At 65.4% G+C, this 20,322-nt stretch carries 14 protein-coding genes and 2 pseudogenes; 11 read left to right on the forward strand and 5 right to left on the reverse strand.

The genetic code is table 11. The features are described 5' to 3' along the window. Positions 1 to 2 precede the first annotated feature (2 nt). The 8 genes and pseudogenes from AC3WUF_RS06860 to AC3WUF_RS06895 all read left to right on the forward strand — a co-directional run bounded on the left by AC3WUF_RS06860 (position 3) and on the right by AC3WUF_RS06895 (position 11,842). Positions 3 to 707 (forward strand): TetR/AcrR family transcriptional regulator, encoded by a 705-nt coding sequence (locus AC3WUF_RS06860; protein ID WP_492423832.1) that lies wholly within the window; start codon positions 3 to 5, stop codon positions 705 to 707. Next, a complete protein-coding gene (locus AC3WUF_RS06865; RefSeq protein ID WP_492423834.1) occupies positions 704 to 1,816 on the forward strand; it encodes a spirocyclase AveC family protein in 1,113 nt (370 codons plus the stop codon). The genes AC3WUF_RS06860 and AC3WUF_RS06865 overlap by 4 nt, the downstream gene beginning before the upstream one ends. Then, a pseudogene (locus AC3WUF_RS06870) lies at positions 1,816 to 2,394 on the forward strand (SDR family NAD(P)-dependent oxidoreductase); the annotation flags it as partial. The gene AC3WUF_RS06865 and the pseudogene AC3WUF_RS06870, both read left to right, overlap by 1 nt. 327 nt (positions 2,395 to 2,721) lie before the next feature. Then, positions 2,722 to 3,636: pseudogene (locus tag AC3WUF_RS06875) on the forward strand (SDR family NAD(P)-dependent oxidoreductase); the annotation flags it as partial. A 274-nt stretch (positions 3,637 to 3,910) separates the two neighbouring features. Further along, positions 3,911 to 5,596: a nitric oxide reductase activation protein NorD gene (locus AC3WUF_RS06880; protein WP_492423836.1), complete on the forward strand. Its 1,686-nt coding sequence runs from the start codon at positions 3,911 to 3,913 to the stop codon at positions 5,594 to 5,596. Positions 5,597 to 5,656: 60 nt separating this feature from the next. Beyond that, a complete protein-coding gene (locus AC3WUF_RS06885) occupies positions 5,657 to 8,404 on the forward strand; it encodes a TonB-dependent receptor (protein ID WP_492423838.1) in 2,748 nt (915 codons plus the stop codon). Between the two features lie 14 nt (positions 8,405 to 8,418). Continuing rightward, positions 8,419 to 9,225 (forward strand): CbbQ/NirQ/NorQ/GpvN family protein, encoded by an 807-nt coding sequence (locus tag AC3WUF_RS06890; RefSeq protein WP_492423840.1) that lies wholly within the window; start codon positions 8,419 to 8,421, stop codon positions 9,223 to 9,225. A gap of 199 nt (positions 9,226 to 9,424) precedes the next feature. Beyond that, the gene (locus AC3WUF_RS06895; RefSeq protein WP_492423842.1) at positions 9,425 to 11,842 is read left to right on the forward strand and encodes a PAS domain-containing protein; all 2,418 of its coding nucleotides are present in this window, start codon (positions 9,425 to 9,427) and stop codon (positions 11,840 to 11,842) included. Here AC3WUF_RS06895 and AC3WUF_RS06900 read toward each other — a convergent pair. Both AC3WUF_RS06900 and map read right to left on the reverse strand, forming a co-directional pair. Continuing rightward, positions 11,839 to 12,399, reverse strand: a complete 561-nt coding sequence (locus tag AC3WUF_RS06900; RefSeq protein WP_492423844.1) for a dihydrofolate reductase family protein — start codon at positions 12,397 to 12,399, stop codon at positions 11,839 to 11,841. The genes AC3WUF_RS06895 and AC3WUF_RS06900 overlap by 4 nt on opposite strands. 31 nt (positions 12,400 to 12,430) lie before the next feature. Beyond that, the gene (gene map, locus AC3WUF_RS06905) at positions 12,431 to 13,177 is read right to left on the reverse strand and encodes a type I methionyl aminopeptidase (RefSeq protein ID WP_492423846.1); all 747 of its coding nucleotides are present in this window, start codon (positions 13,175 to 13,177) and stop codon (positions 12,431 to 12,433) included. A 190-nt stretch (positions 13,178 to 13,367) separates the two neighbouring features. Here map and AC3WUF_RS06910 point away from each other — a divergent pair, with 190 nt between their 5' ends. The 3 genes from AC3WUF_RS06910 to AC3WUF_RS06920 all read left to right on the forward strand — a co-directional run bounded on the left by AC3WUF_RS06910 (position 13,368) and on the right by AC3WUF_RS06920 (position 17,338). After that, entirely contained in the window at positions 13,368 to 14,879 is a 1,512-nt protein-coding gene (locus tag AC3WUF_RS06910; protein WP_492425591.1) for an ATPase domain-containing protein, read from the forward strand. After that, positions 14,879 to 16,411, forward strand: a complete 1,533-nt coding sequence (locus tag AC3WUF_RS06915) for a hybrid sensor histidine kinase/response regulator (RefSeq protein WP_492423848.1) — start codon at positions 14,879 to 14,881, stop codon at positions 16,409 to 16,411. The genes AC3WUF_RS06910 and AC3WUF_RS06915 overlap by 1 nt, the downstream gene beginning before the upstream one ends. 117 nt (positions 16,412 to 16,528) lie before the next feature. Continuing rightward, entirely contained in the window at positions 16,529 to 17,338 is an 810-nt protein-coding gene (locus tag AC3WUF_RS06920; protein WP_492423850.1) for an alpha/beta fold hydrolase, read from the forward strand. Here AC3WUF_RS06920 and AC3WUF_RS06925 read toward each other — a convergent pair. From AC3WUF_RS06925 to AC3WUF_RS06935, 3 genes are all read right to left on the reverse strand, one after another. Further along, positions 17,335 to 17,967, reverse strand: coding sequence for a Crp/Fnr family transcriptional regulator (locus tag AC3WUF_RS06925; protein WP_492423852.1), 633 nt, complete (start codon positions 17,965 to 17,967; stop codon positions 17,335 to 17,337). The two genes, AC3WUF_RS06920 and AC3WUF_RS06925, sit on opposite strands and share 4 nt — an antisense overlap. A gap of 128 nt (positions 17,968 to 18,095) precedes the next feature. Beyond that, positions 18,096 to 19,196, reverse strand: coding sequence for a helix-turn-helix transcriptional regulator (locus AC3WUF_RS06930; RefSeq protein WP_492423854.1), 1,101 nt, complete (start codon positions 19,194 to 19,196; stop codon positions 18,096 to 18,098). A 52-nt stretch (positions 19,197 to 19,248) separates the two neighbouring features. Continuing rightward, positions 19,249 to 20,310: an NAD(P)H-dependent amine dehydrogenase family protein gene (locus tag AC3WUF_RS06935; RefSeq protein WP_492423856.1), complete on the reverse strand. Its 1,062-nt coding sequence runs from the start codon at positions 20,308 to 20,310 to the stop codon at positions 19,249 to 19,251. Between the last annotated feature and the right edge of the window lie 12 nt (positions 20,311 to 20,322).

Below are 20,322 nucleotides of genomic sequence, written 5' to 3' on the forward strand. Positions count from 1 at the left end.
CAATGAACCAGCCGACGGTCGCCGAACCAAACAGCAGCAGGGCGGAACGCACGCGCGCCGCGATACTCGCGGCCGCCGAAGACCTGTTCGCCCGCAAGGGTTTCGCCTCTGCGCGCCTCGAGGATGTGGCCGACTCAGTCAACATGACGCGCGCCGCGCTGTTCTATTACTACAAGGACAAGCAGGCGCTGTACGACGCGATGTTCGAGGACGCCTTCGGCCCGTTGCGCGACGAGTTCGAACGCATCATCGCCTCCGGCCACAGCATCACCGAGCGCATCGAGATGGCCGCCGGCGCCTGGGTCGACACCCTCGTTGCGCGGCCGACGCTGGCGCGGCTGCTGATGCGCTTCGTCGCCGACGGCCCGGAGCCGCACATCCGCGGCATCTTCTCCGATGACGACCAGATCACGATGCGCTTCCTGGCCTTGTTCGAGGAAGGCCGCAGCAGCGGCGATCTCAAACCGCTCGACGACAACTTCTTCCTCGTCGCCAGCTCCGTGATCGGCACTGCGGTTTTCTATGTCGGCGCGCTCGCGACGCTGGTGCCGCAGGAGGCGCGCTCCGCACCTCTGGAATCGGAGCAAGCCGAAGGCCTCAAGCGCGAAGTGCTGCGGTCCATGCGCCATCTGCTCGGCATCGCCGAGAAGACCAGACCCAAAGCGCAGAACAAGAAAGCGGCAACAACGAGGAGAGCAAAGAGATGAGTGGGGGCATTCAGACAGCAAGAGCATCCGAACAGGGCTCCGCCAAGGCTTGGCTGTGGGGACTGTTCGCAGCCGCGATCATTGGCGTCATCGCGTGGTTCGCACGCACCGGCGCAGTTTCGCCGCGCATCGCGAATCCCGAAGTCAGCGGCATCCCGCGTCCGGTCGAGGTGCTGTTCGGCTTCCCGTACTGGCTCGAGCTTCAGCAGTTCTTCTGCGTCGTCGCGATGATCATCCTGATCGTCATCTGCATCGGCGCCTGGCGGCGCCAGCCGGGACATCCGTACGTGCTGATGGCGATCGCCTCGACCGCGATCGTCTGGCAGGACCCGATCATGAACTGGGCGCCGTACGCGGTGTACAACCCGCAGCTCTGGCACTGGCCCGAGGACTGGCCGCTGATCAACCTGTCGCCGACCGTCGAGCCGTTCGTCGTCATCGGCTATGCGCTGTTCTACTTCGGGCCTTACTTTCCGGCCGTCGCGGTCTTGCGCCGCCTGCAGGCGAAACGACCGACGGATGCGTTTGTCTGGCGTCATCCGCTGTGGAGCCTGGCAGGGCTGATCCTGGTGATCGGCTTCGTGATGGACATGATGCTCGAGGTCACGCTGGTGCGCACCGGCATGTACATCTACTCGCAGGCGATTCCGTTCGGCACGATCTTCGCCGGCACAACCTACCAGTTCCCGCTGATCTGGGAATCGACCTTCGTCACCTTCGTGATGATCCCGGCCGGGATCCTCGTCTATCGCGACGACACCGGCCGCACCGTCGCCGAGAAGCTGGCGCTGCGCTTCCGCTTCATGCAGCACCGCCCGATCCTCGCGAGCTTCCTGATGATGTTCGGCTTCCTCAACGTCGCCTACTTCATGTACGGCGGCGCGTTCGCGCTGATCCGCGTGTCCGGACTCGCGACGTCGGTCGCCTGCCCCTACCCCTATCCCGAAGCCAAGGTCTACGACCCGCAGGGCTACTACGAACGCGAAGGCCAGCCAGGCCCGTACTTCGAGGGCTACTGGAATCGCATCACGATCGGCCAGCCGGACGGACGTCCTGCGGAGAACCCGCTGAAGGAAGGTGCTTCGTGCCTGCCGAAGGAGAAAATCTGATGCGCAGCGTCGTCATCACCGGCGCATCGCGCGGACTCGGACTGGCATCGGCGACTTATCTCTATCAACAGGGCTGGTGCGTCGTCGCGGCGATGCGCTCGGTCGACAAGGGCATGGCGACGCTGCGCGCGGCGACCGGCGCCAAGGCCGACGATCCGCGTCTGCTCGGGGTCAAGCTCGATCTCAGCGACCTCGCCTCGATTCCCGCGACCGCGAGCGCGATCGAAGCGCTGGTCGGCGCGCCCGATGTCGTCGTCCACAACGCCGGCATTGCCGCGGCGGGCGGCAGCGAAGAAACACCGATCGAAGTCTGGCAGCAGCTCTTCACGACCAATCTGTTCGGCCCCGTGGCGCTGACCCAGGCCCTGCTGCCGGCGATGCGCGCGCGCGGCAGCGGCCGCATCGTCGCAGTCTCCAGCGCCGCGGCGATCCGCGGCATGCCGGCCACCGGCACGTACTCGGCGTCAAAGGGCGCGCTGGAACGCTGGGCCGAAGCACTGGCGCAGGAGATTGCGCCGTTCGGCCTCGGCGTCAGCATTCTCGTCGTCGGTGCGTTCAACACCGACATCCTGACCGAGCAGACGCCGGACTACGGCAATCACCAGGGACCTTACGGCCCGATCTATGCCGGCGTGCACAGCACCGGCAAGGCTGCGGTCGCCAAGGCCAGTCCGCCTGAACGCTTCGCCAGAGCGCTGGCGGCGGCGATGGAAGAGCAGGCACCGATCACACGTCGCACCGTCGGCGGTGATGCCGGAGCATTTGATGTCATGTCGCGAATGCTGCCGGGCTCGCTCGTCCATCGCATCATCGGCATGGCGATGAAGATTCCGCGCCGCGGATCTCTGCACGGCAGCACCGCGATTGCGGCGAAGCCGGTGCAGCCACCGACACCGCGACCGGCGATCGACTTCAAGGATCAAGTCGTCATTGTCACCGGCGCCGGTCGCGGCCTCGGTCGCCTGTACGCACTGGAGTTCGCGAAGCGCGGCGCGGCGGTCGTCGTCAACGATCTCGGCGGTTCGATGCGCGGTGATGGCGCCGACGGCAGCGTCGCCGACCAGATCGTCGAGGAAATCCGCCGCAGCGGCGGCAAGGCTGTCGCGTCACACGACTCGGTGGCGACACCGGAAGGCGGCACTGCGATCGTCCGCACCGCGGTCGATACTTTTGGCCGGCTGGATGCCGTGATCAGCAATGCCGGCATCTTCGGCTCCGTCGATTTTGAATCGCTGACCCCGGACGAATGGCGGCGCATGCTCAGCGTCCATCTCGATGGCAGCTTCTACCTGAGCCAGCCGGCGTATCGCGTCATGAAGGCGCAGGGCTACGGCCGCTTCGTGTTCACGTCGTCGTCGGCCGGGATGTTCGGCCAAGCGCAGGAAGCGCATTACGCCGCCGCGAAGTCCGGCGTGTTCGGCTTGTCGAATGTTGTAGCCATAGAAGGCGAAGAGCACGGCGTCAGATCGAACTGCGTCATGCCATTCGGCTTCTCGCGGATGGTCACCGAGACCGTCGGCGGCGCCGATGCGGCGGCGCAGATTCCATTCCTGCAGCTCATCGATCCGAAGCTCGTCGTGCCGCTGGTCGTGTTCCTCGCGAGCCGCAGCTGCGAGCTGAGTCATCACAACTACTCGGCCGGCGCCGGACGCTACGCGCGCGTCTTCGCCGGGCTCGGTGAAGGTTGGCTGTCGCCGAAAGGCAGCGAACCGACCGCCGAGGACATCGCCGCGAACCTCGCGAAGGTTTCGTCGACGCAGCCGTTCACGGTGCCGGCGTCGATCGTCGACGAAGTGATGCAGATCAGCACGCGCCGCGGACAGCTGCAGGACAACGCGCCGGCAGCGACGCCGACATCGCGCTTCAGCGCCGACACCAAGCTCGGCGACATCCTCGATCACGCTGCCGCAAAGGCGATCATGGCGCGCCACTATCCGGAGATGGCGAGCGCCGGCCCGCTGCTGCGCATGGGCCGCGGCCTGACGCTGCAGCAGATTTCTGCATTCCCGCAGGCGAAGATGTCGCCCGAGCGGCTGCAGACGATCGTCAGCGATCTGCAGCAGCTCTAAAGCCGGACCGCCTGGACATCTCGCCATGACTCAGGCCCCCGCCGACGCAGAACAGCTCGCCCACTTCGGCATGCTGGCGTCGGCGCTCGCGGGTCGTGAGCTGAGCGTCGAGTTCACTGCGCCTGACGCACTGCCCTGGACCAACGGCAGCATCATCCACGTCGATGGCACTGCGCCGTTCCGCACCCAGCTGCAGGCGCTCTGCGTGCAGAGCGCACTGCTCGCGGCGGGCAGTCTCCATCAGGACATCGTGCGCCGTCTCGCTAAGCAGCCGGAGGTCGCGCGCCGGTATCTCGCCGTCGAAGGCCATCGCGCGCTCGCGGCGCTGGAGGCCGTGCTGCCGCCGCAGATGAAGGCGCTGATCGATCGCGGCGTCGCCGGCAGTTCGGCATCGGCCGAGGCTTCACTCGAAATTGCACTCGACAAGACGGCGCTGCGCGAACTGCCGCAAATCTTCGGTGAAATTCGTGCGCGTGAGCTGCTCGCGTCGACACGCACAGGCCAGGACTCAAACAGCGCGACCGCGCAGCACCAGCCGCGCAAGGCTCAGGACCAGCCGCTCGAAGAACTCTCCAGTGAGGCCGATGCCGGCGACGACATCGAAGACATCGCAAGCAGTCCGGTCGGCGGTGGCGGCGGCCTCGGCAAGCTGCTGCAGAAGCTGTTCGACAGCGTGCGCCAGCTCAAGGGCGGCGGTTCGCCAGGCGCCGATGCGCCGACGCATTGGTCGCGCTCCGGGCCACGCGCCGGCGTTCGTGCGCTGCAGTCGACCGCCGCGGCGGAATCGATCGCCGATGCCTTCGGCAAGGGCGCCGGACTCAAGTATCCGGAATGGGATGTGCATCGCCGCTGCTACCGGCCCGACTGGTGCATGGTGCAGGAGCTCGACACACCGGCCGACACGCATGCGTCGGTGACCTGGCTCGAAGGCCATGGACTGCGCAAGCCGTTGTCGCGGCTCGGCCTGGGTCTCGATCGCTTTCGCCGCCAGGTGCAGGGTGACGACATCGACATCGACGCGGCGATCGAAGCGCAGGTCGAGGCCGCGGCCGGCACGGCGCAGGACGAGACCATCTATATCGAGAGCCAGCGTCATCGGCGCGACCTGTCGGTGCTGATCCTGCTCGACATCTCCGGCTCGGTGACGCAGGCCAGCCCGGCCGGCGCGACCGTGCACGAACAACAGCGCAGCGCGGCGGCGGCGCTCATGACGGTGCTGTTCGAGATCGGCGACCGCGTCAGCCTCTATGCGTTCAGCTCGATGGGACGCTCGGCGGTCCAGCTCGTGCCGGTCAAGCGCTTCGACGAGACGCTCGACAGCCGGATCATGCGCCGTCTGTACGGGCTGGTGCCCGGCGCGTACTCGCGACTCGGCGCGGCGATCCGTCATGGCGCGACGCTGCTGATCGATCACGGCGGCACGGCGCGGCGCCTGCTGCTCGTTCTGTCCGACGGCCTCGCCTACGACCATGGCTATGAACCCGCCTACGGCCGCGCCGATGCGCGGCAGGCGCTCGCCGAAGCGCGCCGCGACGGCGTCGGCTGCCTGTGCCTGAGCATCGGCGCGAACACCGACACGGCGCAGCTCAAGCAGATCTTCGGCAGCGCGGCGCACGCCAACGTGCCGAGGGCCGCACAGCTCAGCGCCGTGATCGGCCCATTGATGCGGGCGGCGCTGCGCGGCGGGGAAGCGAAACGCCGGATCGCCTGAGTTCGGACGAACAGTTTTTGCACCGCGACGCGACGAGCGCGGGCAACGAGGAGAGCGAAGATGCACGGACGGACAGCGAGGTCGGCGATCTGCCTGATGGTGGCAATGGGCGTCGGCTGGTCGGCGACCGGATCGGCGCAGGACGACAAGGCATCCGAACTGGATTTCCTGCTCGACACGATGGTGCTGGAACCGCCGACGGCGACGCCGGCACCGACGGCCGGTGCAGCGCCGGCTTCAGCCGTTGCGAGCGAAGCCGCGGCATCCGCAGCCGCGACGCCGGCACCTGCACCTGCACCTTACGCAGAGACGATTCCGCTCGCCGACAAGCCCGCCGCCGCCGAGGCGGTGACCCGCGCCAAGCCGTCGCGGCAGGTCGAGGAGATCGTCGTCACCGCGCAGCGCCGCGAAGAGAGCCTGCAGGATGTTGCGATCTCGATCACGGTGTTCAACCAGGAACAGATCAGCAAGGCGAACATGACGACGTCCGCCGACATCGCGCGCTACACGCCGTCGCTGTCGGCCAACACGCGCTTCGGCACCGACAACGCCACGTTCACGATCCGCGGCTTCACGCAGGACCTGCGCACGACGGCATCGGTCGGCACCTACTTCGCCGAAGTCGTCGCGCCGCGCGGACAGAGCACGCAGACCTCCGGCGACGGCGCCGGCCCCGGCACGCTGTTCGACCTGCAGAATATCCAGGTGCTGAAAGGTCCGCAGGGCACGCTGTTCGGCCGCAACACGACCGGCGGCGCGATCCTGATCGTGCCGCAGAAGCCGACCGACCAGATCGAAGGCTATGTCGAGTACACCGGCTCGCAGATGGACGGCATGCGTGCGCAGGCGGTCGTCAACTATCCGGTCAGCGAGGATTTCCGCGTCCGTTTCGGAATCGACCACAACCAGCGCGGCGGCCTGCTCAACAACGTCAGCGGCATCGGCCCCGATGAACTCGCCGACCTCGACTACACCGCCGGCCGCCTGAGCCTGGTCTGGGACATCACCGACACGCTGGAGAACTACACGATCGTCTCGGCGATGAGCTCCGACACCAACGGCAGCACCTCGCAGCTGTACGCCTGCAACAACCTGATCGAGAACCTGGTCGGCATCGACGAGTACGACGTGCCGGCGCTGATCAACGGCCTGGTCGACCTGATCCGCAGCGGCGGCGACATCGACCTGACGAATCCGCTGCCGGGCGTGCCGCTCGGCGGCAGCCCGCTCGGCCTGCTGACGTTCCAGGCCTGCCAGAACCAGCTCGCCGACCAGGCCGCCGCCGGGCAGAACGGCCGCTACGACGTGGTCAGCGACGTCGCGACCGCGACGACCGACATGCGCGAGAAGCGCCTGATCAATACGACGACCTGGACGCTCGCCGAAGACCTGACGTTCAAGAACATCCTCGCCTACGCGCACCTGTTCACCGAGAACAGTTCGAACGTGTTCGGCAACCGCTTTGTCGATCCCACCGACCCGACCAACCGCCGCGTGCTCGGCATCGGCCACTCGATTCCGCGCACCGACATGCCGGTCACCAGCCAGGAAACCTGGGTCGAGGAAATCCAGCTGCAGGGCTCGTCGTTCGACAGCCAGCTGATCTGGCAGACCGGCATGTACTACGAGCACAGCCGGCCGGACGGCTACTCCGGCAACAGCTCGGTGGCATTGGTGTACTGCGAGATCGCGTCGATCGAGACCAACGATCCCTCGCAGTACAACTGCTTCGACCCGCTGCTCGGCATCGTCGGCGGGCCGTACCGCTACAAGGTGAAAACCGAGTACGTCAACAAGGCCGTCTACGCGCAGGGCACCTGGAACATTGCCGATCCGTTCAGCGTCACGCTCGGCCTGCGCTACACCTGGGACGACACCGAAGGCGAAGGCGTCAAGGAATTCTTCCCGTACGTGCTCGGCGTGCAGCAGGCGCCGGAGATCACCGTGCAGACGCCGTCGGTGAAGAGCACGGCGCCAACCGGCGTGCTGGAGTTCAACTTCCGGCCGTTCGAAGGCCTGATGACCTACGCGAAGTACACGCGCGGCTATCGCCAGGGCACGGTCAACATGCTCGCCGATCCCGGCCTCGACACGCACGAACCGGAGACCGTCGACACCTATGAAGTCGGCCTCAAGACCACGTTCGGCGGACCGGTGCCGGGGCGCTTCAACATCGCGCTGTTCGACAACACGCTGACCGACATGCAGCTACAGGGCGGCTACGTGTCGACGACCTCGGGCCCGACGACGGCGATCTTCAACGCCGGCGAAGGCAAGTCGCGCGGCCTGGAGATCGAATCCTACTTCCAGCCTTTCGATTCGTTGAGCCTGAGCCTGTCGTATTCCTATCTCGACACCAAGCTGATCAAGTCCGCCGACTTCTGCGCGCGCGTCGAGGAGGTCGGCTTCATCGAGGCGCTGACCTGCACGCCGATCGCCGAAGTCGGCGACGAACTGCCGTTTGCGCCGAACCACACCTACATCGCCAACATCAGCTGGACGCTGCCGCTGCCGGATCGCTGGGGCCGCATCGAACTCGGCAGCACCTATGCGTACACCGGCGAGCAGCGCGTCGCCGCGACCAACTCGTCGCCGTTCTCGGTGCTCGACGGCTTCGGCCTGCTGAATCTGAACCTTGGCTGGAGCGACATCTTCGGCGAGCGCTACGACCTCAATCTCTTCGCGACCAACGTGCTCGACGAGGAGTACATCGTGTTCACCACCGGCACCTTCCGCCCGCTGGGCATCGAATCCCGCAACCTCGGCGCGCCGCGCATGATCGGCGCACGACTGAAATACAGCTTCTGACCGGCATGAATCCCATGGACTCCACCGCACCGACAGACATCCGCATGCAACGCCCCTACTACGTCGCGACCGCCAACGAAGAGACGCTTTTCAAGGCCGCGTACCGGCAAGGCCTGTCGATCCTGCTGAAGGGACCGACCGGCTGCGGCAAGACCCGCTTCGTCGAAGCGATGGCCCACGATCTCAGCCGGCCGCTGATCACCGTCGCCTGTCACGACGACCTGACGACCGCCGATCTGGTCGGCCGCTACCTGCTCAACGCTGGAAAAACAGAGTGGGTCGACGGCCCGCTGACCCGCGCCGTGCGCGAAGGCGCGATCTGCTATCTCGACGAGGTCGTCGAGGCGCGCCAGGACACGACCGTGGTCATCCACCCGCTCGCCGATCACCGGCGCCAGCTGCCGATCGAGCGCCTCGGCGTCACGCTCGACGCCGCGCCCGGCTTCGGCCTCGTCGTGTCGTACAACCCCGGCTACCAGAGCGTGCTCAAGGATCTCAAGGACTCGACGCGCCAGCGCATGGTCGCGATCGAGTTCGGCTATCCGACCGCCGAGGTCGAGGAAAAGATCGTCGCGACCGAATCGGGCATCGATGCGCAAGGCGCCGCGAGCCTCGTCCGCCTCGCCCAGGCGATCCGCCGGCTGGAGACCGGCGGACTGCGCGAAGTGGCGTCAACGCGGGTGCTGATCGCGGCCGGCCGGCTGGTTGTCGAAGGCCTGTCACTGGTCGACGCGGCCCGGGCGGCGGTGGCAGGACCGCTGACCGACGATGTCCGCGTGTCGAGCGGGCTGCGGAAGATGATCGACGTCTATCTCGCGTAGTGCATCACAGCTGATGCGATCTGGAGCGCAACGGAGCCGGGCACGCTTTTAGCTGTTGGCGCGCGCTTCTGGACGGCCACCGGGGCGCCATGAGAAGTTGCCGTACAAACGGACAACATCCATAGACGATCAGCTCATGTCGCAGACAGCCGCGCCTCCCGTTGAACCGCTGCAATCCGGAATCTCCAGGACTGCGGGCGTGACGTTCCTTGCAGGCAGCGGTGAAATGGCCGACCGCATGAGCCGACACGACTGGAGCGCTTCCCTTGGCCATCCGCAACACTGGCCGGCGGCACTCAAGGCACTGGTTTCCACGATGCTGGGCTCGTGCCAGCCGATGTTCATGATGTGGGGGCCGCAGCAGATCTGGCTTTACAACGACGCGTTCATCGCGATCCTCGGGCTCAAGCATCCGCGGGCCCTTGGCATGCCGGCGCTCGACGTATGGTCCGAAGCGCGCGCAGAACTGGCCCCACTGTTCGAACGGGTCTACGCCGGCGAAGCGATCCAGATGTCGGACATCCAGTTGATGCTCGATCGCGATGGCCGGCCAGCGGAAGCGCATTTCGCGTTTTCCTACACACCCGCCCGCGGCGAAGACGGCACGGTGCAAGGCCTGCTCGGCACCTGCCAGGAAACCACCGATCAGGTGCTCGCCCAGCGCGGGCGCGACCATCTGCTGCAGCGTCAACAACGGATCTTCGAACAGGCGCCGGGCTTCATCGTCATCATGCGCGGGCCCGATCACGAGGTGGAGTTCGTCAACGACACACATCGCAATCTGTTCGGCAGCAGCAGCTGGATCGGCCGCCCCATTCGCGCCGCCTTTCCGAGCATCGAAGGCCAGAGCTTCTTCGAGGCCTTGGACAAGGTCTACACGACCGGCGAGACCTATGAGGCGGTCGATGCGGAAGTCCGCTACCGGAAAGATCCGGACTCTCCGAAGGAGATCCGTTACCTCAACTTCATTTATGCGCCGCTGCTCGATGAGTCCGGCAAGGTCAGCGGCGTGTTCTGCGATGGCTTCGACGTCACCACCGCCCACAGGGCTCGCAACATCCAGCGCGAACTGAGCGAGAGCCGCGCGGAAAGCGGACGCCAGCAACGCCTGTATGAAGCGATCCTGACCAATACGCCGGACCTCGCCTACGTCTTCGATCTCCAGCACCGTTTCATCTACGCGAACGACATCCTGCTCAAGATGTGGGGAGTGACGCGCGAAGAGGCTTTCGGCAAGACCTGCCTCGAGCTGGGCTACGAGCCCTGGCATGCGGAGATGCACAGCCGCGAGATCGAAGAGGTGGTGGCAACGCGCCGGCCGATCCGCGGCGAGGTGCCGTTCGCAGGTACCTTCGGCCGCCGCGTGTACGACTACATTTTCGTACCTGTGATGGACGCCGACGGCAACGTGGAAGCGGTGGCCGGCACCACCAGAGACGTTACCGAAAGCAAGCAGAACGAGCAGAAGCTGCGGCTGCTGGCCGATGAGCTCGAGGAGATCGATCGCCGCAAGACCGAGTTCCTCGCGATGCTGGCACACGAGCTGCGTAATCCGCTGGCGCCGATCGCCAATGCGCTGGGCATGATCCGCCACACCGGATCGAAGCCGGAACTGGTGGCGGCGTCCACCGCCATCATGCAACGCCAGCTGCAGCACATGGTCCGCTTGGTGAACGATCTGATGGACATCAGCCGCATCAGCCGCGGCAGCATCAGCCTGCAACGCGAACGCGTGAACCTGACGGAAGTCGTCGCCGTGGCGCTGGAAAGCTGCCGGCCGATGATCGAGGCGGCGCTACAGGATCTGAAGGTCGATATCTCCGATGAGTCGATGATCGTCGATGCCGATCCCGTGCGGCTGGCGCAGGTGATCTGCAATCTGCTCAACAACGCCTCGAAGTACAGCAAGCCCGGCTCGCGTATCGAGCTGACGGCGCAACGCACCGACGCGCAGATCCGCCTCAGCGTGCGCGACGACGGCATCGGCATTCCTGCAGACCAGCTCGCGGGAATCTTCGAGATGTTCAAGCAACTCGAGCGTGGCTCGGAACCCGGACGCAGCGGCCTGGGCGTCGGCCTCGCACTGGTCAAGAACCTGGTGGAGCTGCACGGTGGAGAAGTGATCGCGTCCAGCCCCGGCATCAATCAGGGCAGCGAGTTCACGGTGAGTCTTCCGATGGCTCAGCCCATCGTCGCGCCGCATCAGGCCGGCGAGCCGGGCTACGTCGCGGTCAGCGGCCGCCGGATTCTGGTCGTCGACGACAACCGGGACTCGGCCGAAACGCTGGCGAGCATTCTGCAGATGGACGGCAATACCGTCAGCACGGCATTCAGCGGTGAAGCCGCCGTCGAGGCCGCGAGCGACTTCAAACCCGAGATCGTACTGCTCGATATCGGCCTGCCGGGGATAGACGGCTATGAAGCTTGCCGCCGGATCATCGACCAGTCGCAGAGCAAGCCCGTGCTGATCGCGACCACCGGTTGGGGCTACGACCACGACCGGCAGAAATCCGAACAGGCGGGATTCGATGCTCATCTGGTCAAGCCGATCGACCTGCCCCAGTTGATGGACACCCTCGACGCGCAATGGAGGCTGCGGAACTCCGCTACCCGTTAGCGCTCGCCTTGATGGACGTCGTAGCGCAGCTCGGCCATTCCGGCGCCCATCTGGCGCACCGACGACAGGCGCAGGATCGGGCTTAGCACTCTGCGGGGAAAGATCGGCTTGCCCTTGCCGAGCGTGGCGGAGCCGACCTGGACGATCAGCTCATCCAGCAGGCCGGCATCGTAGAACTGACCCGCCAGCTCGCCGCCGCCGACGATCCAGATATTTCTGCCGTGCGCGGCGGCGCGCATTTCCGTGTGTACCTTCCGCACATCGCCGTTGACGAAGTGGATGCCCGCGCCATCGATCGCCGTCAGCTTGCGGCTGGAGAAGACCCAGGCCGGCTGGGTATACGGCCAGGGGGAACCCGTCTCGTCAGCGACCTTGTCGGCGTTGCGCAGCATCCATTCGTAGGTTGCCGAGCCCATCGCCAACGCTCCGACTTCGGCAATGAACTCCGGATAGCTGGAATTGTTCAGATCGCCTAGGGGGAATAGCCAATCCAGGGAATCGTCTTCTGTCGCGATAAATCCGTCGAGGCTCGTGGCCGTGTAGTACTGAGTCTTCATGAATCGATCCGCGCCGCGCGCTCGATGCTCGTCAATGACGAGTGACGACGATCGGCTCGCCCTTGGTGATGATCATCGTGTGCTCGTACTGCGCCGACAGATTGCCGCGCGCGCCGACCAGGGTCCAACCATCGGCGGCCTCGGTCACGACGCGGCTCTTGGTCGAGAGAAACGGCTCGATCGTGATCACCATCCCCTCGGTCAGAAGGCGCCGGTCGGCCGGGTCGAAGTATCCGGGAATATGTTCCGGCGCTTCATGTAGGGCGCGACCGACGCCGTGACTGCCGAGGTTTTCGATGACCTTGAAGCCGTAGGTCTTCGCGGTCTGTTCGATGGCCGCACCGATGCCACTGATGCGCCGGCCAGCGCGCGCCTGCTTCATGGCCTGCTCAAGAGCCGTGCGCGTGGCGTGGCACAGACGCGTCTTCTGCGGAGTGTCCGGAGGCACGATCCGCGTCCCTCCGGTATCGGCAAAGTAGCCTGCCAGCTCGGCGGAGACATCGATGTTCAGGACGTCTCCGGCGCGAATCACCCGATCGCCCGGGATGCCGTGCGCGGCTTCCTCATTGATGCTGATGCAGGTCGAGCCAGGGAAATTGTAAGTGAGCTTCGGGGCCGATCGCGCGCCGCGCTTCTCGAGCAGTTGCTCGCCGATGGAATCCAGCTCGCGGGTCGTCATGCCGGGTTCGGCGGCGTCGAGCATCTGCTGCAGCACATACGAGACGATCGCTCCGATGCGTTTCAGGGCGACGACGTCGTCATCGGTTTCGATGGTCATGGAATCTCCGGATTTGGAGACCTGAGATTACCCGAATGGATGCACTCGGGCCGACAGTGAAATCCCGTGTCCGATGAGCCATGACGCGTCGGACAACAAGCAGCCGCACAGGCGCAAGCCTCTAGTTATTCAGCGAAAAGTCAGTTCGCGGACTGCATTTTGCAACCGTCACTCTGACAGGACTTTTTTGATGACGACCGTTGCTCAGCCCCATACGCCCGCCCTCGTACGCACAGGCATTTCCGGCCTGGACGACGTGCTGGGTGGCGGATTCACGCCCTTTCGACTGTACCTGCTGGAGGGCACGCCGGGTTCCGGCAAAACCACGCTCGCCATGCAGTTCCTGCAGGAAGGTGTGCGTCGCGGAGAGCCGGTGCTTTATGTAACGCTGTCCGAAAGCGAGGAAGAGCTGCGCGGGGTGGCGGAATCCCACGGCTGGTCGCTCGACGGCATCGGCATCCGCGAGCTGACGCCGAGCGAAAGCAGCCTGTCGCCGGAAGATCAGTACACGATGTTCCATCCTTCGGAAGTCGAGCTGAACGAGACGACCAAGTCGATTCTCGAGCAGGTCGAGCGGATCAAACCGACTCGCGTGGTGTTCGACTCCCTCTCGGAGCTTCGTCTGCTCGCGGGTAACGCGCTGCGCTACCGGCGTCAGATTCTCGCGCTGAAGCAATTCTTCACCGGCCGCGAGTGCACGGTGCTGTTGCTCGACGACATGACGAGCACGAAGCACGATCTGCAGGTCCAAAGCATTGCCCACGGTGTCGTCCGTCTGGAGCAGCTGGCGCCCGAATATGGATCGGAGCGGCGGCGCCTGCAGGTGCTGAAGTTTCGCGGCATGGCATTCCGCGGCGGCTATCACGATTACGTGATCAGGCGCGGCGGTCTCGAGGCCTTCCCTCGCCTCGTCGCCAGCGAGAAGCCCGTCAAAGCCCGGGCGGGACGCGTCTCCAGCCGGATTCCGGCGCTCGACGCCTTGCTCGGCGGCGGCCTCGATCGAGGAACCAGCACCCTGATTGTCGGGGCACCCGGCACCGGCAAATCCACGCTCGCGGCATTCTTTGCCAAGTCGCTCGCCGACGAGGGAGAGACGGCGGCGCTGTTCATCTTCGACGAGTCCGTGTCGACCTTGAAATCCCGCGCGGCCGGCATCGGCCTGGATCTCGAACCTCACTTGCAGTCCGGCCGCATCACGATCAAGCAGGTCGATCCCGCCGAGCAATCGCCGGGCGAGTTCGCGCATGCGATCAAGCACGCGGTGGAAGTGCAGAAGGCGTCGATGGTCGTCATCGACAGCTTGAACGGCTACCTGAACGCGATGCCGGAAGAACGCTTCCTGGTCGTTCAACTGCATGAGCTGCTTTCCTATCTGGGCAATGCCGGCGTCGCAACCATCCTGATCGGCGCGCACCAGGGCCTGATCGGCAGCCAGATGAGCACGCCGGTGGATGCCAGCTACCTGGCGGACGCGATCGTCCTGATGCGCTACTTCGAATCCCGCGGCGAAGTCAGGCAGGCGGTGTCGGTGGTCAAGAAGCGCGGCGGCGAGCACGAACGCAGCATTCGCGAGATCAAGCTGAATTCGAACGGCATCACCGTAGGCCCGCCGCTGCGGGAATTCCGCGGCATCCTCACGGGAGTTCCGGTCGAGAACGACGACACGCTCAAGAGCGCGACCCCGCTCAAGAGCAGCTCTTGATGGACTCTTCGCCGGCGGGCCGCGAGCAACGCCTGCTGCTATTGGCCCCGACGCCGAGGGACGCTGCATTGTCGCTGCAGATTCTCGACCGCGCGGGGCTGGGAGCCCAGGCCTGCGACAGCCTCGAGCAGCTTTGCAGCGAGCTTGATCATGGCGCCGGCGCGGTGCTGATCTCGGAAGAATCCTTCGCGCGGCACGGCCACAAGGGCTTGACGGCCTGGCTGGGCAATCAACCGCCGTGGTCCGATCTGCCAGTGCTGCTGATCGCGCGCGCGGGGGCGGACTCGCCGGTGATTGCCGGCGCATTCGAATCGCTGCAAAACCTCACCGTCCTGGAACGACCGATCCGCGTCGCCGCGCTGGTGAGCTCGGTACGCACCGCCCTGCGCGCACGCGCACGCCAGTACGACCTGCGTGGGCATCTGGAAAGGCTGCGCGTTGCCGATCGCAGGAAGGATGAATTCCTCGCCATCCTCGCCCACGAGCTGCGTAATCCGCTGGCCCCGGTGCGGCTCGCCATCACCATCCTGCGTCAAGGCAAGGGCGATGCGCCGGCGTTGCACCAGATGATCGAGCGGCAGGTGAACACGATGGTTCGCCTGGTCGACGATCTGCTCGAAGCCTCGCGCTACAGCAGCGGCAAGATCGAGCTGCAGAAGAAAACCGTCGATATCGGCGCGGTACTGCGAAGGGCGCTGGAAACCAGCCAGCCCCTGATCTCCGCCGCCCAGCACGAACTCTCCGTGGAAATTCCACAGCAGCCGGTGATGATGGAAGGCGATGATGTCCGGCTTGCGCAGGTGTTTTCCAATCTGCTGAACAACGCCGCGAAGTACACGCCGAACGGCGGATCGATCTCGCTCGCCCTGACCGAGCAAGACGGCCAGGCCGTCATCCGCGTGCGCGACAACGGCGTCGGCCTGTCGTGCGATGCCCTGACGCAGGTCTTCGAACTCTTCGTGCAGGTGCGCGACACCCGGCATGCCCAGCAAGGCGGACTGGGCATCGGACTCACGCTGGTCAAGGCGCTCGTCGAACTGCACGGTGGAACGATCGTCGCCGCCAGCGACGGCCCCGGACACGGCAGCCTGTTTTCGGTGACGCTGCCGTTGACCGCCGTTGTCGTCGAACCTTCCAGGGCGGCCGCAGGCACCGCCACCGATCTCGGCCACCGCCGCATCCTGGTCGTCGACGACAACCGCGACGCCGCCGACAGCCTCGCCCAGTTGCTGCAGATCATCGGCGCCGATACGCACGTGGCCTATTCAGGCGACAGCGCGCTTCGTGTGACACAGGACCAGCGCTTCGACATCGCCATCGTCGACATCGGAATGCCCGGCATGGACGGCTACGAAGTGGCGCAGCGACTGCGGAAACACGAGCCCTCGTCCCACATGGCCCTGATCGCACTCACCGGCTGGGGGCAGGACGAGGATCGCGCACGCTCCCGCGAAGCCGGCTTCGATCACCACATGGTCAAGCCGGTCGAGATGTCTTCACTCGAAACCCTGCTGCTGTCGCTGACGAAGTAGCGCGTCGAGAAGCTGCGCTGCAGCCTGCGCGCGAGTGGCTTGCCGCTTAACCCAGATTAATGATGTCGCCGCCGACGCGGCGCATGCTCGAGGCCCCTGACCTCATGAGCATCTCGAATGCCGACTCTCGTTCTTCCGCACGGCAGCGTCCACTACCGCGAACTGGGCCAGGGAACTCCGCTGATTCTTCTGTCGGCGAATCCGGGCGAATCGCGGGACTATGCCGCGGTGATGCCGGCGCTTGCGCAGAGCTATCGTGTGCTGGCACTCGATTGGCCGGGCTACGGGGCGTCGGAGATTCCACCCGACGCCGAGAACTGGACCGTGCTGCATTTCGCCGAGGTGCTGCGCGCGTTCATCGACGCCCTGTTGCTGCCACCGGCCTTGATCGTCGGCAATTCGATCGGCGGCAACGCGGCGGCAAGGCTCGCGGCCGAATCGCCCGAGCGGGTCATCGGCCTGCTGCTGGTGGCGCCTGGTGGATTTACCGCTCACAACGCCCTGACACGCTTCTTCTGCCGGCTGATGGGCAGCCGATTCGCGCTTTCGCCAAGACGGTGGGCGGGCCGGTATCTGCGCAAGCACACACCCGTCACGCAGGAGATGCTGGCTCGGGCCGGCGGCTCTCAGCAAGACCCGCGGCGCCTTGCACTCAATCGCGCGCTCTGGCGGAGCTTCGGTTCCGCCGATAACGATTTGCGGCAGATCGCACAGCGCATCGTCGCGCCGACATTGCTGATGTTCGGGACTTCGGATCCCGCCATCCCGGCGCGCAAGGACGGCCGCAATGCCGCCGGCGCGATGCCGCGCGCCCAATTCGTCGAGATGCCTTGCGGGCATGCCGCGTTCGCCGAACTACCCGAACTGTTTCTCGCCGAGGCACTGCCGTTTCTCGCCAGCTGCGCAGCGCGGCCGGCCGAACGCTAGCGGTCGGCAAATTCGTCGGCATTCTGCGCGGCGAGCTTCTTGCGCAGTCTGCTGAGGTGCACCGGCGTGATGCCCACGTACGAAGCGATGTGGATCTGCTTGAAGACCTCTTCCAAGGTAGGCCATCGCTGCAGGGCCCGGAGGTAGCGCGCCGTCGCGTCCAGCGCCAGGAGTTCGTACTCCCGCTCCGACTTGCGCAGATACAGATTCTCGGCGACGGCGCGCGCAAACCGGTGCCAGCCCGGCCAGCGCTCGACGAGTGCGGCGTATGCGTCCCACGGCGTGACGCTGAGCACCGTCGGCACTTCGGCGACGACCCAGGTCCGCGCCGGAGCGCCCATCAACAGATCCGACAGCGAGCCGGCGAAATCGCCCGGCAGGTTGAAGCTCTTGGTGCGCTCGAGTCCGTTGTCGTGGATGAAGTACTCGCGCAGGCCACCTGACTGCACGGTGGCGACCTCTTTCGCGCACTGGCCGGCAAGCAGGAGGAATTCGCCAGCGGCCAGCGTGCGACGCTCCGGCACAGGCAGCGCGGCCAACTCTTCGTCGTTGAGCGGCGCCGTGGCGCGGAGCCTCCGGTGTATGGCATCCAGCTCCGCTTTTGCGACATAGGTTTTCGCGACCGTCATCAGCCTCACCCTGAAGCGGGCGGCTAAAGCCCGTTGCGCAAAAGTCTAGAGCGATTGGCTTCGATCGGCTGGCGGCCTGCAAGACTGGCAAGAAACGCCGCGGCAGCGCCTTCTTCCTGCAGCTGCCTTCAGGCAATCCGCAGCACGCTGCGATGGATGAAACGCACCAGATCGGCCTGACCGCGGGCGCCCATCTTCGCGTAGATCTTCTTTGAGTAGGTGCGCGCCGATTCTTCGGTAAGGTTCAGATACTCCGCCGCCTCGGCAATGCTCATTCCACGGCTCAGCGCCAGCGCGAGCCGGCTTTCGCTGGGCAGCAGGTCGAAAAGTTGCGCGAGCTGTTCGCAGCGATCCGCCGACAGCGTCGCATCGCCGTGGACATAGGCAATGACGGCAGGCATCGATGTCGGCGATCTGGCATTGCGATTGGCCGGCACCAGCAGCATGTCGAGCCAGGGATCGCGGCATAGGACCATGGCTCGCGGACGTGCTTCCGGCGCTTGCGCGAGCGCTTTGACGGCGGCCATCAGCTCGCGCGTCTTCTGGCGTGTCGCGGCGACGAGACATCCCTGGGCGTCCTGACGCAGCAGCGTCGATCTCTCCAGCATCAGCCGGCCCTGTGCATCGGCCTCCAGCACCCGCGCGGAAGCATCGAGCGCGAGCCAGCCATAGTTGAGCCGCTGGATCGCATCGCCGGCGAACATGGCGCTGATTCTTTCGTGCTCCAGCGCGACGAAGACGCGCAGCACGCTGCGCAGATACGGCGCCAGCCCGCGCAGCAGCGTCTCGTCCTTGCGGGTGAAATCACCCTTGGTGCGGGTGACGGTCAGCCAGGCGCTGACGCCGCTGGTCTCTTCCACGCGGATCATGCGCATCGCGTTCATGCCGCTGGGCACCATCACGGCACGCACATACGCCTCGGCATCGGGGTGGCCTGGTTGCAGCAGTTCGTCGAAGTCGTAGAGCCGGCCTTCGAGCATCGCGTGATAGGGAATCGGATCGCCCGCGTAGATGCTTTCGCGGTAAAGCTGCTGCACGTGCGGTGGCGAGCGCCTGCCGGAGAACAGATGCAGCACCGTATTCGGCTCCATCCCCGGCGGGCGGAACACCAGACTCGTGTAGTCGGCGGCGATGCGTTCGCGCAGCCCATCGAGGAACGACGTCCACCGTGGCGATTCGAACGCGCCGTCGATCAGCGTGAGCAGCAGTTCGTTCAGCGCTTTCGTCATCGGCCTTCGGCGGTGCCTCGTTGCTCGCGACCGACAACAATGCGTCGCCGCCCTAGCCTCGCACCAACCCGCGCGGTTGCACAATCCCGAGGTCGATGTGCGTGACGACACCCGGCTTCGCCTCGCAGAGTGCCGGCAGTGCCGTGGCGCCGACCAGGCCCGTCCAGGGCAAGCCGAGAAACGGGCGCACGCCGTCGGCGTCCGGCCGGCTCATCAGCCTCACCTCAAGCGGCGGATCGCCCTCGATCACCACCTGGTAGCGACTGTCGATGTCCCACTGCGGCTCGACGTGTTCGCCCATCGTCCAGTAGAAGTGGTAGGTGACCAGCGGCTTGCCTTCGCACCAGCCGGTCCACTCGTAGTGCTGGCCGGCGACCGTGCCCTTGCGAACGGTGCCGCTGATCGGCAGGCCGATGCCGAGGCTGTAGGGAATATCCTGGGTTGCGGTCGCCACTTCGAGCCTGGTGGTGACCTTCTCGATCGTCTTGCCGAGGCCTTCGGCCACCAATGCCATCGACTGCGCGAAGGCATAGGGCGCCTCCGGAGAGCGGCTCGGTTTGGCGAGCAGGGCTTCCGGATCGCGACCGAAGCCCATCATCTCGGTGTAGACCATCGGATTGCGCAGCTTGTCGATGAACTCGTAGATCTGCACGTGATCGACGCGGTTCATCAGTCTCGTCAAGGTCAGCGGCAGGATATCGCCCGAGAAGCCGGGATGAATGCCGCAACCGTGATAGGACGAGTTGCCGTCGCGACAGGCCGCTTCGATCTTCGCAAAATGCTCGGGATAGTGCTGCGGTGAAAACGGACCGGCGACGGACGCGACGTTCTTGCCCGAGCGCAGCAACCGGCAGATCGTATCGACATTGGTCACGATCGGCGCGAACAGTACGCAGTCCGCTTGCAGCGCGATGATCTTCTCGACATCGTCCGTCGCCAGGACACCCGTCTTCGGCAGACCGACGATGTCGCCGGCGTCCAGGCCGACCTTCTCCGGCTTGGTCACCAGCACGCCAGCGAGTTCAAACGCCGGGTTCTCGATGAAGTGGCGCAGCGCCGTCTTGCCGACCACGCCGGTGGCCCACTGGATGACGCGATAAGTCTTCTGAGACATATGAGCTTTTCC

It is taken from the genome of Fontimonas sp. FW305-C-3, from assembly GCF_058783185.1.

Bases quoted from the DNA above. Each gene is read 5' to 3' on its own strand.
- AC3WUF_RS06860 (WP_492423832.1), top strand. From the start codon at position 3: ATGAACCAGCCGACGGTCGCCGAACCAAACAGCAGCAGGGCGGAACGC.
- AC3WUF_RS06865 (WP_492423834.1), top strand. From the start codon at position 704: ATGAGTGGGGGCATTCAGACAGCAAGAGCATCCGAACAGGGCTCCGCC.
- AC3WUF_RS06880 (WP_492423836.1), top strand. From the start codon at position 3,911: ATGACTCAGGCCCCCGCCGACGCAGAACAGCTCGCCCACTTCGGCATG.
- AC3WUF_RS06885 (WP_492423838.1), top strand. From the start codon at position 5,657: ATGCACGGACGGACAGCGAGGTCGGCGATCTGCCTGATGGTGGCAATG.
- AC3WUF_RS06890 (WP_492423840.1), top strand. From the start codon at position 8,419: ATGGACTCCACCGCACCGACAGACATCCGCATGCAACGCCCCTACTAC.
- AC3WUF_RS06900 (WP_492423844.1), bottom strand. From the start codon at position 12,399: ATGAAGACTCAGTACTACACGGCCACGAGCCTCGACGGATTTATCGCG.
- map (WP_492423846.1), bottom strand. From the start codon at position 13,177: ATGACCATCGAAACCGATGACGACGTCGTCGCCCTGAAACGCATCGGA.
- AC3WUF_RS06910 (WP_492425591.1), top strand. From the start codon at position 13,368: ATGACGACCGTTGCTCAGCCCCATACGCCCGCCCTCGTACGCACAGGC.
- AC3WUF_RS06915 (WP_492423848.1), top strand. From the start codon at position 14,879: ATGGACTCTTCGCCGGCGGGCCGCGAGCAACGCCTGCTGCTATTGGCC.
- AC3WUF_RS06920 (WP_492423850.1), top strand. From the start codon at position 16,529: ATGCCGACTCTCGTTCTTCCGCACGGCAGCGTCCACTACCGCGAACTG.
- AC3WUF_RS06925 (WP_492423852.1), bottom strand. From the start codon at position 17,967: ATGACGGTCGCGAAAACCTATGTCGCAAAAGCGGAGCTGGATGCCATA.
- AC3WUF_RS06930 (WP_492423854.1), bottom strand. From the start codon at position 19,196: ATGACGAAAGCGCTGAACGAACTGCTGCTCACGCTGATCGACGGCGCG.
- AC3WUF_RS06935 (WP_492423856.1), bottom strand. From the start codon at position 20,310: ATGTCTCAGAAGACTTATCGCGTCATCCAGTGGGCCACCGGCGTGGTC.